Annotated in this window: 16 protein-coding genes; all 16 read right to left on the reverse strand. The window is 30.6% G+C overall.

All coding sequences use genetic code 11. From position 1 onward, the window contains the following. Positions 1 to 1179, reverse strand: a 1179-nt coding sequence (locus I6U48_RS20650; RefSeq protein WP_218322372.1) for a contractile injection system protein, VgrG/Pvc8 family, incomplete at its 3' end; no start/stop codon positions are given. A 19-nt stretch (positions 1180 to 1198) separates the two neighbouring features. Continuing rightward, the gene (locus I6U48_RS20655; protein ID WP_218322373.1) at positions 1199 to 1573 is read right to left on the reverse strand and encodes a DUF4280 domain-containing protein; all 375 of its coding nucleotides are present in this window, start codon (positions 1571 to 1573) and stop codon (positions 1199 to 1201) included. Positions 1574 to 1575: 2 nt separating this feature from the next. Beyond that, positions 1576 to 2103, reverse strand: coding sequence for a hypothetical protein (locus tag I6U48_RS20660; RefSeq protein ID WP_218322374.1), 528 nt, complete (start codon positions 2101 to 2103; stop codon positions 1576 to 1578). A gap of 410 nt (positions 2104 to 2513) precedes the next feature. After that, on the reverse strand, positions 2514 to 3800 hold the full coding sequence (locus tag I6U48_RS20665; protein ID WP_218322375.1) for an IS110 family RNA-guided transposase: 1287 nt from the start codon (positions 3798 to 3800) through the stop codon (positions 2514 to 2516). 129 nt (positions 3801 to 3929) lie between these two features. Next, positions 3930 to 4538, reverse strand: a complete 609-nt coding sequence (locus I6U48_RS20670; protein ID WP_218322376.1) for a hypothetical protein — start codon at positions 4536 to 4538, stop codon at positions 3930 to 3932. A 111-nt stretch (positions 4539 to 4649) separates the two neighbouring features. Beyond that, positions 4650 to 5591 (reverse strand): hypothetical protein, encoded by a 942-nt coding sequence (locus I6U48_RS20675; protein ID WP_218322377.1) that lies wholly within the window; start codon positions 5589 to 5591, stop codon positions 4650 to 4652. Between the two features lie 18 nt (positions 5592 to 5609). After that, complete coding sequence (locus I6U48_RS20680; RefSeq protein ID WP_218322378.1) at positions 5610 to 6386, reverse strand: hypothetical protein; 777 nt, start codon at positions 6384 to 6386, stop codon at positions 5610 to 5612. A gap of 50 nt (positions 6387 to 6436) precedes the next feature. Next, positions 6437 to 7195 (reverse strand): hypothetical protein, encoded by a 759-nt coding sequence (locus I6U48_RS20685; protein ID WP_218322379.1) that lies wholly within the window; start codon positions 7193 to 7195, stop codon positions 6437 to 6439. Positions 7196 to 7211: 16 nt separating this feature from the next. Next, a complete protein-coding gene (locus I6U48_RS20690) occupies positions 7212 to 8198 on the reverse strand; it encodes a DUF2167 domain-containing protein (protein WP_218322380.1) in 987 nt (328 codons plus the stop codon). Between the two features lie 36 nt (positions 8199 to 8234). Beyond that, positions 8235 to 10865, reverse strand: a complete 2631-nt coding sequence (locus tag I6U48_RS20695) for an acetate and sugar kinases/Hsc70/actin family protein (RefSeq protein WP_218322381.1) — start codon at positions 10863 to 10865, stop codon at positions 8235 to 8237. Between the two features lie 41 nt (positions 10866 to 10906). Continuing rightward, a complete protein-coding gene (locus tag I6U48_RS20700) occupies positions 10907 to 11596 on the reverse strand; it encodes a hypothetical protein (protein ID WP_218322382.1) in 690 nt (229 codons plus the stop codon). Continuing rightward, complete coding sequence (locus I6U48_RS20705; RefSeq protein ID WP_218322383.1) at positions 11593 to 12861, reverse strand: normocyte-binding protein; 1269 nt, start codon at positions 12859 to 12861, stop codon at positions 11593 to 11595. The genes I6U48_RS20700 and I6U48_RS20705 overlap by 4 nt, the downstream gene beginning before the upstream one ends. A gap of 58 nt (positions 12862 to 12919) precedes the next feature. Continuing rightward, entirely contained in the window at positions 12920 to 14524 is a 1605-nt protein-coding gene (locus tag I6U48_RS20710) for a PP2C family protein-serine/threonine phosphatase (RefSeq protein WP_218322384.1), read from the reverse strand. Positions 14525 to 14584: 60 nt separating this feature from the next. Further along, positions 14585 to 15400 (reverse strand): PP2C family protein-serine/threonine phosphatase, encoded by an 816-nt coding sequence (locus I6U48_RS20715; RefSeq protein WP_218322385.1) that lies wholly within the window; start codon positions 15398 to 15400, stop codon positions 14585 to 14587. A gap of 15 nt (positions 15401 to 15415) precedes the next feature. Beyond that, on the reverse strand, positions 15416 to 15937 hold the full coding sequence (locus I6U48_RS20720) for an FHA domain-containing protein (protein ID WP_218322386.1): 522 nt from the start codon (positions 15935 to 15937) through the stop codon (positions 15416 to 15418). Positions 15938 to 15978: 41 nt separating this feature from the next. Then, complete coding sequence (locus tag I6U48_RS20725) at positions 15979 to 16599, reverse strand: FHA domain-containing protein (protein WP_218322387.1); 621 nt, start codon at positions 16597 to 16599, stop codon at positions 15979 to 15981.

Below are 16599 nucleotides of genomic sequence, written 5' to 3' on the forward strand. Positions count from 1 at the left end.
AAACATTGCTTCCTTACCAGAGCTTGCTCTAAAATACTTAACCTCCGGACTATCTATTTTGTCTCCGCCTTTGTCCTTTTTTCTTACAGAATTTATAGCTATGGCTTCTTCCTCTTTATTTGAAGGAAAATAAAGCTTTACACTATCCTGTGCCTCCGGCATGCAGTACCAGCCACCGTTTCCTCCTCCAGCGTAAAGCGTGGAATATAAAAACCAGCAATAATCACTATTTCCATAATCCTTGTCTACATCAAGATTAACTTTAACATTGTTTGCTTTAACCTCTACAACTTTTCCTTCCAAAGATAACCCCTTTAGTTCATCATTCAATATTAATTTTTGACTTAAGCCTTTCTCAGAAACTAAAGTATAATCATACTTTAAGGTACTGTCCTCCATAAAAGCGGTTACTTCTGAAACATACAGCTGCTTGTCTTTAAACTTTAATTTGTCACCTATATTAAAATACTCATTTGTTTCAACTTTGAAATATATGAAATCTGTCTCTTCTATATAAGAAATGAAGTTTTGTGAAAAGCTCATGTAATTTGATATATCTTTTCTTATGCTGTAATGAAAATTATTAAGCTCCCCCTTATCTTCTCCTTCTGGTATTCCAAACCAAATTTTAGGTTTAGGAGAAGTACTGTCTGCTACTACAGCTGTATTAAAATTTGAAGCCATTCTTTTTAAAAACTGCCAGTCTGTTTCGTTGTACTGTATTTTAAACTTCTCCAGCTTCTTCCCCTTAGAAGCTGTATCTATAGAATCTGCACCTTCATGACTTGACATTACTTTTTTTACAAGCTCTTCATAGCTCATATCACTTTTTTGAAAGGATCTGCTTTTAAGAGTTATATCCATTTCATAGCTGTGAGATATTCCTTCTACTTCCATGTAATATATATCCCTTACTGCCTTTATTTCAACATGAGTTACAGTGCCCTTAAATAATGTCCTTACTGCAGAATTATTTTCTAATTTCTTTACCTCTATTTCCTTTTTTAAATCCGTCATTTCTATATAACTTGCTTTTTCTTCTTCAGAAATTATTCCTGTAAAAAATATAGTTCCATGATCATTTATCTTTTTTATTATTTTTAAATTCGTTAAAGTTTTAAGCTCATAAGGGGCTACCAATTGTATATCACCATAAGTTGTGACCTTATTTGCATCCACTAAACTCCCCTCCTCTTAATTAAACTTGTTGACCATCATCTGAAATAGTTATTTTCCCACACCATATACACATTGTAGTTGAATTATCTAATAAAGCAGGACATCCTTCTATTAAAGTATTTTCTTTTCCATTAATCCAGGGCATTGTAATAACTGGAGTACATATTTTTTGTGGTCTTCCCTTATCATCTGTTCCTATTACTGGTGCAGGATTTGAAGGACTGCTGCACTTTTTAAAAGTCATTATATTTACCATAGGTTTAAAATCTCCGGTATTTGCCTGCAGCTGACCATTAGTATAGGTCTCCCGACCTGGCGATACTTTAAAAATACTCTCTTCGCTGCCAAAACTACATTGCAAGGTTGCACCATCAACCACATAGATTTTATCCATATCTATTCACCCTTTCTAACTTCTTTTTCTACCCTTTCTAATTTAATCCCCGTAAAGTCTCGCCTTAATATGCTTTCTGCTAAATCCAAACTTATCATTATGAAATTTTCAAGTATGCCATCCACCTTGAAAATTTTCGTAAAACCAATCTTAGTCTCGTCTATTACAAGTCTTTTTAAGGTACCATCTTTATTAAATTCGGCTTTTGGCGAAAGACATTCTACAGCTTGAGGAATCATTATCCAATATAAATCCTGCCTCATTCTTTTAATATCTGCAAGTACTGCCGGTTTTAGGAATATATCTTCCTGAAACTTTTCAAAAATATATTTTAACTTATCTGATATTAAGGGCGTTTGTCCTTCTATATAATCTACATATTCATTTTCTTTTTTTTCCTTTATGTAAAATTGTACAGGCATTTCGTCTTCAACTTTTGTATCTATATTTTTATCTATTTCTTTAGATACTCCAATCGGTTCTACAGAATTTAAAACTCTTTTATCCTGGCAAATAATAAAATACTCCATTTTTTATACTCCCTCTATAATCTTTAAATTTCTTTAATATACTCACTTATTCTTAGATTTTTAAAATTGACAAAGCGAAGCTTTTGGATAGTACTCTTAAATTTAAAATATTTTGGAATTAATAGGGCGATCTAAACAGACATGCGTAGCATTTGGTAATTTATGTCTGCCTTGGATCTCCACAATACTCAAGGTGGTCTACCCTCCCATGTCTCGCAGGATCATTGTCCCTAAATTCCTTCGTTCAACCTATCCATGAGGTGGAGGTCAGTTATGCTCCTTGACGGGGTCTATGCCCTAATGGAAAAAATATCAACCTGACTTCTCCTAGCTTCTTTTTTTCAAAGATCTATAATCTAAAAATCTGTGGATAATTTATAATTAAACTATAAAATAGTTATAAACAATTATTAAGCTACTTTACCTGTAACTTCTGGATGTTTAATATCATTAATTAGTTTCTGTGGATTATAAGCAACACCTTTTATTCCTATTGCATAAAGAACTCTTATGAGTTTACAGCACAATGCTATAAGTGATTGTTTTTTCTTTAAAGGATTATTAGTACGTGTTGTATAATATTGATGCAGTGACTTAAATTCCTTGTTCTTTTCCACCATAGGCATTATAGCCTTAAATAGTAATGCTCTAAGTTTTCGCCTTCCTCTTTTAGTTATAGTCGTTTGACCTTTGTGTTTACCAGAACTATATTCTTTTAGAGTTAAACCAGCAAGTTTTTGAATCTGACGTGGATGTGCATACTGTGCCAGTTCACAAACCTCAGATAAGAAGCCTGCAACAGTTACAAGCCCAAGACCTGGTATTAACATCATTTCTTTAGTTCCTGGTATTTCACTTAATATAACTTCAACTTTAACCATTAAATCCTCTAACTTAAGCATTACAGTATCATATTTATCTAAAAGATAATGCAACTCATATTCAGCCATTACAATACCTTCTGTTACACCTATTGATATTTTAGCTTTTTCCACAAGTAATTGAGCACGTTTAACGCCTACGCCTCTTTTAACTTTAGTTTTCCACAACCTTAAAATATCATCTGTATTCATATTAGCTATTTTAGATGGTGTGGATAAGTGTTTTAGTGTTAATAATGCAGCTTTACCTTCCCAAGATGAAAATACATCTTTAAACTCAGGAAAATATATATCAAGCCAACGAACAATTCTTACCTTCGTGCTATTTACTTCTTTTATTAACACCTCTCTAAGGTACATAGCGCTTCTTAAATCAGCATATACACCTTGTGGCATATTAGGTTCTGCAAACCTGCCATCTTTAACAAGTTGAGCTATGACTCTAGCATCCTTCGGATCATTTTTAGTTGGAGAGTTATCATCAAGCTCTTTACTCTTCTTAACATGCATAGGATTAACAATAGCTATCTTAATTCCTTTTTGTCTAATAAATTTTGCTAAACAAAACCAATAGTGTCCTGTAGGCTCCATACCTACAATTATATTGTCCTTAGAGTGCTCCGCACATAATTTAGTGAACCAATTGAAAAATTCATAAAAACCTTTGTTACTGTTAGCGAAGCTAAGAGTTTTACCATACTCAATTCCTCTAAAATCCTGCGCTCTTGCAACATGCTTTTCTTTTGCAATATCAACACCAACAATTAAAGTTTGTTCATTTATTTGCATTATTCTTTTGTTTTGGTTATAATTCATTTTAGGTACCTCCAATGATAGTCTTATTTAATTAGGGATAAACTTTGCAAAGTATTATACCCTGTATTCTATCAGGAGGTGCTTTTTTTATCCACTTTTAAATTTTTTCATTACAGGAATGCTCCTTGTTTAACTAACATTTTCTTTTTTACCTTTATCCTCTTTGTATATTACTTCACTTGTTCCTCTATATTCACCAGATCTTACTTCCAATACCTCATCTAGCAGTATATCTTCAAATTCCTTTAATCTCACTGCCTTTTCCACTGCATATTTTGCTACAGCTGCAAGAATCTTATTATAAACTTCTAGCTGCCTTAACTTTATTTTATCTATATCTGCCTTTGTTATTTTGTTCATGTATAATACTCTTTTTTCCTCTAACTCGTCTTCTAGCTCATCTAAAAATTTAAATATCCATTTAACATCATACTTAACGCTGCAGTTTTCTTCATCGAAATACCAATAGGTATCAAAAGCATGTACTACATATTCATACTTTTTTTCCATTATGTTAGTTCTTAACATAGAATATTGTATGTAACCTATATTTCCTTTTTCTCCTTTTAACTGACAGTCTTTTATTTTTAAACATATCTGCTTAAAGGATTCTATAAATGAATTTATTATTTTTTCTTTATTAGCTAAGTAATATTCTTCTATACGCTTAAACTTTTCAATGCTTTTAGTCTGCACATAGTTTTCATCAAAATGCTTTAAGGCTTCATCCCGTGTCATACCCTAATCTCCTTTCTGATAGCTCCAATAGCTGCCTTTCTATGCATTTTCTCTCCTTGTTTCAAACCTTTTAAGCTCTAATAACCTTTGTTCCTGCTATAATTTGATGAGTTATTTTATATTTGATTCTTCTATATCTTTTATTAACTTGTTACATGTATCAGTATCGCCTTGATTATAAAACATTATTTCTTCATCTTTTACCCTATAACTTCCTTGCTTTTCCTCCATAAACGCGAGATACTTATCTACTCTACCCTCAAGTTCCTTTGAATTCTTCACAAGCTTGATGCTTTTGTCATAATGTTCTTTCCTTATAAGGTTGTATGTATCTAATAATCTTTTTTCAAACTCTGTATTTAAACGTTTTACATTTTCAAGCTTCTTATCAGTATTAGTTTTATTATTATTTATATCTGTTTCATATTTCCTAAAATGTCCTTCCAATTCTTTTAAATTTTTTCTAGTCTCCTTAATTTTATCTACACTCCCTAAAACCTCTATTGAGTTTATAGATTTTAAAAGCTCATCCTTATATAATTTTTCTTTAGTTTCATTAAGAAGACTTTTATCTCTAGAATAAATTTGATTTATATCTTCACTTATAATACTCATCAATGGAGTAATTTTTCCATACTGATTTTCTTCTATTTTGCTTGTACCATTGTCTGACATTTCTAATACATATTCATATGCGTTTAGTTCTTTAGAATTCTCTATTACTGCTGCAGTAAAATTACCTATTGAAAATAATAGAACTATAATAGAGAATCCAAATAAACCTACTTTTTTCTTCCCCTTACGACCTGCTTTATTTATTAAGAAGCAAATAACTAAACTGATTACTGCAATTCCTATTGAAATCCCCGCTGCATAACCCAAATTATATACATTATTTTCTCTACGTTGAGTATTTACAGGATAAGATAAAAATACTGCTAATATGATAAATATAAAGGATAAAATTTTTAAAGTAATTTCTTTTCCTCTGCCTCTTTTAGTTTTAAAATCTGGTTCTACATTAGGTAAATTATTATTAAAATTTTCTTCCAATTAAGTCTGCCTCCTTCTCTAATCAACAATGATTCTAGCTTGTCTATTCTGCCTATTTTGAACCTTTCTCCTTACTCCACTTTCCACTTCCCTAACTATCTGGCAGAGATACTTATATATCTGCATATTAGAATAGTTGCTGTATTCTACTCCAAGCCTGTTTGAAATATAAAAATTTACTATTTCTCTATCAATATGACTTTGGTTCATGCACTGCATTGCAAAAGCTATATCATAGGGATTGTCCACTCTATTTTTAAAAACTGTTCCGGCAAAGTATCTTAATATGTCAGGATGTATTGTACTTTTATTAATTCCCGAATACTCTGCATTTATAAGATTTAAAGTATTGTATTCTGTGGAAAAGTCATAAAAATCTGTATAGTCCTGTCTCAGCTTTGCTTTTTCCTTCAGCTTAAACCTTCCAAGCTCCAGTTCATCTCTTTCTATATTTTCGCTTTCATCTATAAATACCTCTGCAGTATTTATGGTAAAATCGCTGTTTAATGCACCATCTAAAAACCTTACCTTTATTATTGCTTCTTTATTTGTTGCATAATATGGAATACTTATTTCTTTTTCAAGCATATATATCTTATTATCAAATTTAATTATTCCTTTTGTTACTGTAATATCTTTTTCCCCTACTATTAGATCTACTCCAGAGATTATCCCCTTTGAAAAATCCTTAAAGTAAATGTCTAAAAAGTTTCTTGGATAATCTCTTAGATTGTCCAGCATCTCTTTTTTTAAAATCCTTCCCTTATCAAAATTAGGAAATATGTTAACAAACAATTTTATTCCTCCAAACATTTAGCTTATAAATTAAAAGAGAAAGCCTCATTTTATTTATTTTTCAATTGTTTGCTTAGTTCTGTTATATTACCTACTAATTTATTACACTCATCTACATCGTTTTGATTATAGAAATTGATCATGCCACCTGAAATAACATACTGTCCTTCTCTTGATTGTAAAAATGCCAGATATTTATCCATTGATGCTACAAGAGCTTTTACTGTATTTAATTCTTTCATATCCTTATCATAATTTTTCTTTCTTAGATTGTTGTAATCACTTATTAAATTTTTTTCAGCTTCAGTATTTATCCCCTTATATTCAGCTAGCTTTTTGTCAATATTTGTTTTATTCTCATTTATACCTGTTTCATATTTAGCAAGTGAATTATTGATACTACCTATTTCTTTTCTTGACTTTTCTATTGCAGAAGTACTTCCTATAAGTTCATTGGTGTTCATATTATTTTTAAACATATTCCCATTTAATTCTTTCTCAGCACTTTTATTTAATGAAACAATTTTATCAACATCTTCATTGGCAATACTTACTAATGGAACAAGTTTTCCATAGTCTTTTTTATCTGCGGAATTTGTTTTAATAGCAGTACCATCTAATAATTTTTGTGATATTGATATTATATATTTTTGAGCTGCCTCTTCTTTTTGCTCCTCTATTATTTTGAGTGCATATACACTTATTGCAATTACAGCAAGGATACCAATAATAGTCGCTAAGATCTTCTTCTTTTTATTACCTGACTTTATTTCTGTGTTTGCTAAATTGTTATTAACTTCTTGATTCATTTTATGTTCCTCCCCTTTAATCCTTTTTATTATCTAAAGCATAAGATGTTTCAGATATTTCTTTTGGCGTTTCTATATTAGAATTAATTAAATTATCAACCTCTGCATTTGAAGCATATTCTTCATTATTAGAGGATTTCTTTTTAAATAAACGTGATATTTTCTTAAATGAAACACCTATTGCCACTATAATTAATATGAATACTTTTTTAAGTGCTAATAACCCTACTATTAATATCTTCTTAAGCATGGCAAGTATGCCCACTTTTGATGCAGCTGCTCCTGCCCCTCCTGCAATTAATGCTGTTAACCCTAATTCTGAAACTTTGTCCCCTTTAATGTAATCAGTGTATTTTTTGCCTTCCTTATAAGAATATTTGCTGACTATGCTCTCTAATTTGGGTTTTAGGCCTTCTATTTCATCCTTGCCAGCAACTAATGTAATTTCGGTTACTCCACCACGACCAAGAATTCTTACATTATAATTTACTATTTTGCCTTCACCATCATCTGCTAAAATTGACCAGACAAGATTATGAGTTTTTTCATCATAATGTGGTTTTTCATCCCATCCAATTATGTCTAACGTTGGGCTGCCTTTTTTCTTTCTCTCTTCATTATCTTTTTCTGTGCCTTCCTTTATCTCTTCTAACAATTTATCTGCATCTATTTTTTTAGATTCGCTGTCACTAACATAGCCTATAGGATCAAATTCAAATAAAACATACCAATTTTGTGAATTATCTTTTGGAAAGACTATCCCTTGTTCCTTCCCGGTACTGGAATTATCAATTTTCTCCATCAATTTTTTTGCATCTTCACCATTTGCAAAACGATATTCCTCGGGTAAATCTAATTTGGCTAAATCACTTCCAACATCTACTGTTTTGGGCCCTTCTACCCAATTTACATCTGAGTTAGTTATATTATTTGCATATACAAGCTGTGCATTGAATAATATAGAAATTAATATTAGTAGTAAGTATGATAATTTTTTATACATAACTTTTCCTCCGTTATTACAATTTAAGCTTCTTTATTACTTCAATCCGTCAAAAAAATCAAGTTCCGATAAATCATCTTCAAAAGCAAAATATTTTTTCTTTCCTAAATAAAGCTGATCCTTTTCTCTACCTATAGGAACAACATAAAAGCCCCAGCTTTTCTCATGGGCGAAAACAAAAAATCTTATTTCACCATTTATTATGGTATCTATGTCTTCTTGATATATTTCTTCCCCATAGCTCTCTCTTATATCTTCTTCCGATACCAGTTCATATTCACTAAAGTCATTCTTGTAGCTGTACTTATGCTTTAAAATTTCTTCTGCATTTTTCAAATAAAATTCTACTTCCTCAGCTCCAAGTGGTCTTGAAATAAAACCTTGAGCTTGGTTTACTTTTTCCAAACTGTATATAAGCAGCTTCTCTTCTTTAGTATAAGTAAAAGCACTCACAGAATAAGGCACTATTGGTATTTGATTCTTTATGTTTATTTCTATATCTCCTCTTCTCCTGGAATTTAAATATCTTATTGCTCCTCTTAAACAAGACATTTTAAGCTCTGATACTTTATACAACTCTTCTTTTTTCTGCTTGAACTCTATATTTTTTCCTGGAACAAACTCTTTTAAGGCTTCTTTAAAAATATCTATTCTGCAGGATTGTCCTGTTAACTTTATTATTGAATATTCCTGAAGCTTTCCATTCTCATAAAAATCCTCAAGAAATTTTCTTACCACCTCGTATATATCACCCTTTAATAATTTATTTATTTCCTTTATATTGAAAATCACATCAGGAAATTCATAGACATTTATAAACTTATCTCTTTCAAGTATTGATACATTCCACTTATTTAAAGGAGTTATTATAAGATCTCTTTCTTCTTCACTTCTAAAATAACCAAATTTATTTCTTAATACATTTGTCCTCTTAAAAAATTCTTTTTTCATATTTTCAGCTATTTCCCATAGAAAATAGAAGTTATTTCTTACATTTTCATATTCCTCTCTCGATCTGTTTTCATATTCTTTAAACCGTGTAGGTATTGTATTTTCTGCTTCTTCATATCTCTTTTCAAGGTTTTCATATACTTTTTTTACACCTGCTTCATCTATGTATCTAAAAATATCATCCTCGGGAAAGTCTATAAGTTCATCTATTTCTACAATTTTTCCTGTTTTATAGTAGTTTGCAAAGGCTATCTTCATAAATTGCATTATCCTGTAGGTTATATTGTTTCCTCCAAAATTTGTATCCCCATTTTCATAAGTAGTTTCTATGTTTATTTTGTAAGAAATAGGACCCTCTTCAATAGAAAAAGCACAGGAGGATAAATCCGTTGTTCCGCCTCCACAGTCTATTATTAATGCCTTGTACTCTTCTCCATTATAAAAGCTGTTTTTTTGTATTTGCTCTGCTATGGTGTTGTAAAGTACTGCTATTCCCTCATCCAGTGAATCTTCTGTCTCAATATTGTATTCAGGCAGTATTTCCTTAAACATATCTATAAACTGCTGTTTTAACTTTATAGGACTCGAAATATGTAAATTTTTAAATTTACACTTAAATTGATGCTCCGCAGTATCAACTATATGTTTTATATAAGCTCTTATAATTTGCCCTCTTTGTACCCTGACTGAATTCCCTTTGCTGTCATATACCTCTTCTATTTTGGAATAGTCATTTCCCCATCTTTTTATCCCTTGATATAGGCTGCCACTGCAGCTATAATCATTTCTCCTTATTATCTTTTGCGCCTGATATCCAAAGCAGAATTTTATGTTCTCTGGATCTTCACAATCAGAGACATATACTACTGTAGGCAGTGCTTCTATCCATACTTCATTTTTTTGAGTTACATCCATGAACCTAACATAATTAATATCATTCAATACTATCTTGTCGTTTAATATGTCATTATAGCAAGGATTTGCTACATAGGTGCCGCTTAGGTATAATCCTGCTGTTGTATTTGAAGTTCCAAAATCTATTGCCAGAACTGTATTGGTTTCCTTTAATTCTTTTATCTCAAGTTCAAGCAGAGGAAGCTTATAATACTCTAAGTTTGCAGGAGGAAGGGGCAGGTCTGAATAATATGCACTGAAGATATATTCGGAATCGTCTTTATTAAAAAATAATAAGCTGTAGTTTCTATTCTGTGATTTTTTTATTTTTAAGTTTTTTTCTGTAACTAAATAGTATAAATTTTCTTCATTATCATCTTTTATCAAATTTAATATTCCACACAGATCGTTGCCTTCACTTACAAGCAGCACATTTGACTCTGTTATTATGTTTTTTTCTATTGTGACCTTGTACATATCTTCCTTTTTGATACCTATTTCAGGATACAGGGTTATTTTTGCAGGTATTTTAATTACTTCACTGTCTGGAAGCTTTGAGACAAGATGGCTTTTTAATATTTCCTCTAATTTCTCAAAACCGCCTTCTTTATAAGCTTCAATAAGATAACTTTCCTCTTTTCCTCTGTACTTGAGAATTGTTTTTATAAAGCTTTCTCTATCAAGATTGCTTATTACTCCCTTTACTATTCTTTCTTCAAAGCATATATTTCTAAGCTGAAATGTGGTCATTTCCATTAGTTCTTCTCTTGTATATTTTCTTTTATAGCTATTGCCTTTTGTTTTAAGCTTATATGAATGCATATTTATATTACTCTCCTATTTACTTATTTTTCATAGTAGCATTAATAAATCACTATATTTCCTATTGTCATTGTTTCATTTACGTCTATTACTCCGAAGTGATTTTTCCAGTAGATTTTTGTATTAAATTTTATAGGGAGAAAAATTTCCTTTACAAATTCCAGTTTTGCTAATTTTTCATCTTTTTTCTCCTCGCCAATATAAAAAAGCAATTCATCCTTTTCTTCAGAATTTATATATATCATAGAGTGTTTAAATAATTTTCTTATGCTGTCCTTTAGTAGATATAAAGACTGTCCCGTTATATAAAGCCTTAAAATATTGCCAGCTAGCATGTCCTGTTCAGTCTCATTAAAAAATTCTAAATTCTCCTTTGGAATTTTCCCAAATACATCCTTCTTAATATCCTGTAATATAAATTTGATATAATATTCTTTTTTATTCATTCCTTGTTTTAGATCCATATCTGTTAGAAAATGAATTAAAATATCAAACAAAGTATTTCTTACCTCTAAATTTTCTTCATTATCTAGACTGAACATATCCTTGAAGATTTCATAAAACCTATAATAGGGATTAAGCTCTACTTCTTCCTCTATTAGTTTGGAGTTTATATATGCATTACTTAATTCCATATAAGGGGAATAGGTCTCTGCTGCTGAAAATTTAAGCTTTTCCTTTGGTATGCCCAAAGCCTTAGCTTTAATCACTAAATCCCAAACATAATTCATATAAGTTCACCTTCGCATTTATATTCTGGAAAATAAAGCTGTATTTCCGATACCAGAAAACTTACAAGGTCATATATAATTGGACTATCCTTTAGGTAAGTTGTAAACTTCAATTTCATTATTTTCTTACTGTTTCCTACCCTTATATCATCTGCTATAAAATAATTCATGTCATAGGTCAGTTCTGCCTCTTTTTTATCCTCTATCTCTATAACTGCAAGCTCAAAGTCCTTAGATACTTCAAAAGAATTTACTATTCTGTTTATTTCTCCTCTAGTTCTTATAATGGAGGCTTGCTTTTGAGAAAATCTATTAATAAATCCATCTATTCTGCTGTTTGATGCTAATTTATATTCACCTTTTCTTATTTGCTCTAATTGAGGCTGTACTATTTTAAGTACCTTCCAACTACCTGCTTTTTCCTTTGGAGAAACTATAGTAAGCTCCTCTTCTGTCCTCTTTATATATCTTACCTCCTCTTCTGTATCAACAAGATAACCATTGCATGCACCTAATCTTTTTAAGGATAATATATGTTCAAAATTCACTTTATCTATTGCAGGCACAGGAAATCCACTGCTTTTTAAATTTAATTCTTCAATATTCCAAAGGGGTACAATATCTATCTTTTTATATTTTTCGTATTCTTCGAGGTTCAGTGATATCTCCTTAATTTCCTCTTCCTCTGTAATTCCCTGGCATTTTATTAAAGTAACATCAAAAAACTTATTTGCATAAGGATTATTTATTGTTCTCCAGGAAAGGCTGTTTCTTTGAAAAATATCATATAGCTTTTCTATTTTCTTCATATATTTTTTATTTTGCTCTAATTTTATTTCTATTTTATATATTCCCTTGTCTGTAATAAGCTTTCCCTCATAACTTCTTTCATTATCTGTAAGTCCTTTTATAGTTATATAGCTGCAGTTCATAAAAATAGTGAATAGTTTTACCTTTTCTCTATTTTTTAGCTTTTGTAAAATTTCCTTTATATCATATTTCTTATCTTCTATATCTTCCTCAAATATGGGATGTAAAAATTCCTCTACAGGATCGACTTTATTTTTATGACAGCTTGTAATGTATATATCATATTTCTTTTCTTTATTTTCTATTTCACTAAAAACTCTTTCCTCAAGGCTTTTGAACATATTTTCTTCGTAATCCATTAGATTTGTAAAAATTCCCTGCATAATATTTTTCAGCATTTTACGTTGTTCTAAGTCTTCAATTTTATTCAATCTGTCGGTTATTATATCTCTCATTTAAATCTTTCCCTTACTATGTTTTATATTTCTATCTTAAAACCTTATAATAGGTTGATTATTTTGTATTAGTGCTTGTACCTTCACTCGGTGCTGGAGTACTTTTGTTAGCATCAAGTGCTGCAGGTGGATTAAGCTTTTCCTGTACATCTTTTATTTTTGTTTCAATACTTAAAACTCCTTGAAGATTATTTAATTGTTGATAGGTACTTTGTGCAGTTAAATAAGCCTCCAATGCCTTTTTATAATCTTTAGCGGCATAACTATCGTCTCCTTGTTTTTCAGAGTCAGTACCCTGTACAGCTTTTTGCTTTTTATCTAAATCTGCTATTTTAGAGTCAGCATCCTGTATTTTTGCTTTTAAATCTTTTTTCGCATCTTCAAAGGAAAATTTATCTGCAAGACCTTTAGCCTTTGTATAAGTTTCCTTGGCCCCTGCAAAGTCTTGATTCTCTAATTGAGTATCTCCCTGCTTTTCAACGGCAAGGATGTCCATAAAATCATTGGTTTGAGATATCTTTTTATTTAATTCTTTTTCATCGTAGTCTTTTTCCTCATCTGCCAGTTTTTTTGCTTTCTCATAATTTTTTTCTGCTTTTTCATAATCTTTATCTTTAAAGTTTTTATCTCCATCTACTATGTATTGTGTTATCTTACATTTTTTGTCCAACTCTTTTTGCTTGTCCTTAATCTTTAACTTTTGCAGATCTGCTTCAGCATCTTGATATTCCTTAAGCGCCTTATCAAAATCTCCATCCTTTATAAATTCATCTCCATTGCTTTCGCTTTTGATTAGCTGTGCTCTAATTGTGGCCTGCTTTTTTAGATTAATTATTCTATATGTTATTATTCCTGCACTTATCATCAAAATAGGCAGCATTACTGCAGCTATTTTTTTTATATAATCTTTTTTATCCTTGTTACTTTCTTTAAAAATTCTATTGCCAAAGATGGCCGCTGCAGTATAGTTACTTAGAAGCCTTTTCTGCTTTGATAAAAGGAGCTCCTCAAGGCTATCTATAAACTGCTCCGGTTCTTCTGCATCTTTCAGTGCTGCCGTCATTTCATTGATATTTACATTTTCCCAAAGACCTGATGTACAGAGCAGCATTACATCTCCATCATTCAATTTGTATTTTTTTGATATAAAAGGTGTGAAGTTATTTGATTTTCCCAAATAATTTACCAGATTATTTTTCTCTTCATGCTGATCTATTTCATATTCATCTATTTTTCCAGCCTCAGCCATCATTTGGGCTAAGCTTTGATCTTTACTCTTAAAATTAAATCTACCTTTTCTAAAGTGATATAATCTTGCATTACCTGTACATACCCAAACTATTTTTGAATAATCTGTTACTATCATTATTAAGCTGGCCTTTAATCTTACGCTTCTGCTTTCCTGTTCTAATACTTTGCTAGCATTTATCATATATCTTTTTAACCTTCTTCTGGACATTGTAGGCTTTTCAGTAAAATCCGCGAATATACTTTTTACCGCTAGCTCCGCACTTTTAATGTCTTCATCAGAATCTATACCATCTGCCGCAACATAACAGGCAAAATCATCTAATTCAACAAAAGCAAAGTAATCTTTATTTATTGCAAAGGCTCCAGCTTCAGATGTAAAGCTTGTTTTAAACTCGCTGTTATCTTTTCTCATTTAAACACCTCGTTAACTCTTCCTTTAACACAACCTATATTCTAAATATTGTTATTACCTCTAGTCCTCATTTTTTAAAACAATAATTGTTGCATTATCTTGTTTAGGATAATTTTTTTTATTAATTATATCTATAATTTCCTCCGAGGCCTTAAAAGGTTCCACATTCTTTTCAAGCACTTTCTCCATTTCAAATTCAGATATACTGTTATATACCCCGTCGCTGCATAATATTATCTTATCTCCTTGTTTTAGCTCTATTGGATATTTATTTATTTCTATTTCCTTGAACTCATCATGTCCTATATAATCTGTAAGTCTCTTTTTCATGGGATTTTTCAGTATTGCTTCTTTTGAAATTTTTCCTGAAAGGTATTGTTCCTGTAGTAGGGACTCAAAAATATGTTTTTTATTAAGATTTATGAATTCTCCTTTTCTAAATAAGGCTATGGCACTATCTCCTACTGATGCCCAATAGAGATAGTTTTCATATATTATAACTACTGCCACAGTACTGCCTGACTTTACTCCTTTTATTTTCTCCAGTATCTCTTTGTTAGCTGTTTTAGCAGTGCTTTTAAAAAAAATTTCCATATGAGCTAAGTCAGGTGATTTTAGGAATTCATGTACAAAGGTATTTACAACAATACTGCTTGCTATTTTCCCTTTTGAATATCCTCCAATTCCGTCTGCAAGTACAGCCATTATTCCTTTTTCACTTACTATTGTAGAAAAGCTATCCTCCTGTTCTTCTCTCTTGCCAATTATTTGTTCATTTCCTATAGCTATATATTTTTCTCTACTCTTGTTTCTTAGAATATGTCTTATATAAAATAGTAAAACAATTATAATTAAGAATAATAAACTCTTTTTCATAAATTATCATTCCTTTTATTTATCATTTTCCCACTCAAAATGAATTCCGCATAAAGGAATAAATATAAACTTACTTTTTCCCATTTGTATTACATCGTAAGCAGTTAACTCTTCTGAGGAATATACTGCCTCATCATTAAGGTAAACAAGTCCCGAGGCATCTCCTGACTTAAGTATAAAGTTTCTGTTTTTAGGATCATAAATTATAGCTGCATGATTTCTTCTTGAAATACAGTTATCTCCAGTTATTTGTATATGCATCTCTTCAGATCTTCCTATAAAATTTTTCTCGCTTCTGATTTTATAATCTTGTCCCCTCTGAGCACCTTCTATACATACAAGCCAGCCTACCACCGGTTCTACACCTTCATATTCATCCCAATAAGGCATAGTCTTTTCAACATCCTCAGCTCTATTTTCTGCTTTTGGAACATCAGCTTTTAAATTTTGTTCTAAGGATATATCACAATAGGGACAGGTATTCCCATACTTTTTTGAATTGAACATATGTCCATTTGCACATCTCGCTAAACTCATAATTTTTATTCCTCCATTTATCATAAATACGATGCATAATTTTATTTAACAAATATTTTTGTGTTCGCTATGTAAATAATATCTCCTGAATCTAGTTTATATGGTATATCTTTTTCTATTTTTTTCTTAGAAACCTCATCCATTTTTTTTATTCCAACACCGTTGCAGGACCCTATATCTTCTATAAACCAATTATTGGCTGCAAAATTTAAGATTGCATGCTGCTTACTAACAAGCGTTGAATATTCCGTGTTAGATAAATCTATGTCAACTTCACTATTTCTTGTATTTTTACCTATTAGTAAAGATTTTTTTCCTTGTATTTCCCACTCCGTTGAGTATGAACCCTTTCCATCTATAAGTATCAGAGTTGTTATTCCAGGTTCTCTTTTGCCATTAGACCTTACATAAAGTGATATTTTTATAATATAAAAAATAACGCCTAAAAGAATTACAATACTAATTGATATTTTTAAAATTCTATTATGGTTAATAAAATAAATATAGCAAGCAGCTGCTATTACCGATAACGCTATAAGAGTGTCTATAGCAATTATGCTTATATCTCTTTCAGTACTTTCTGAATATTGTTCTAATTTTTTTAACATAACGTATTTTTTTATATTTTTTACTATATTAAGATAATCCGGTATTCTCTGCAT

The organism is Clostridium thailandense, from assembly GCF_019207025.1.
Classification (GTDB): domain Bacteria; phylum Bacillota; class Clostridia; order Clostridiales; family Clostridiaceae; genus Clostridium_AM; species Clostridium_AM thailandense.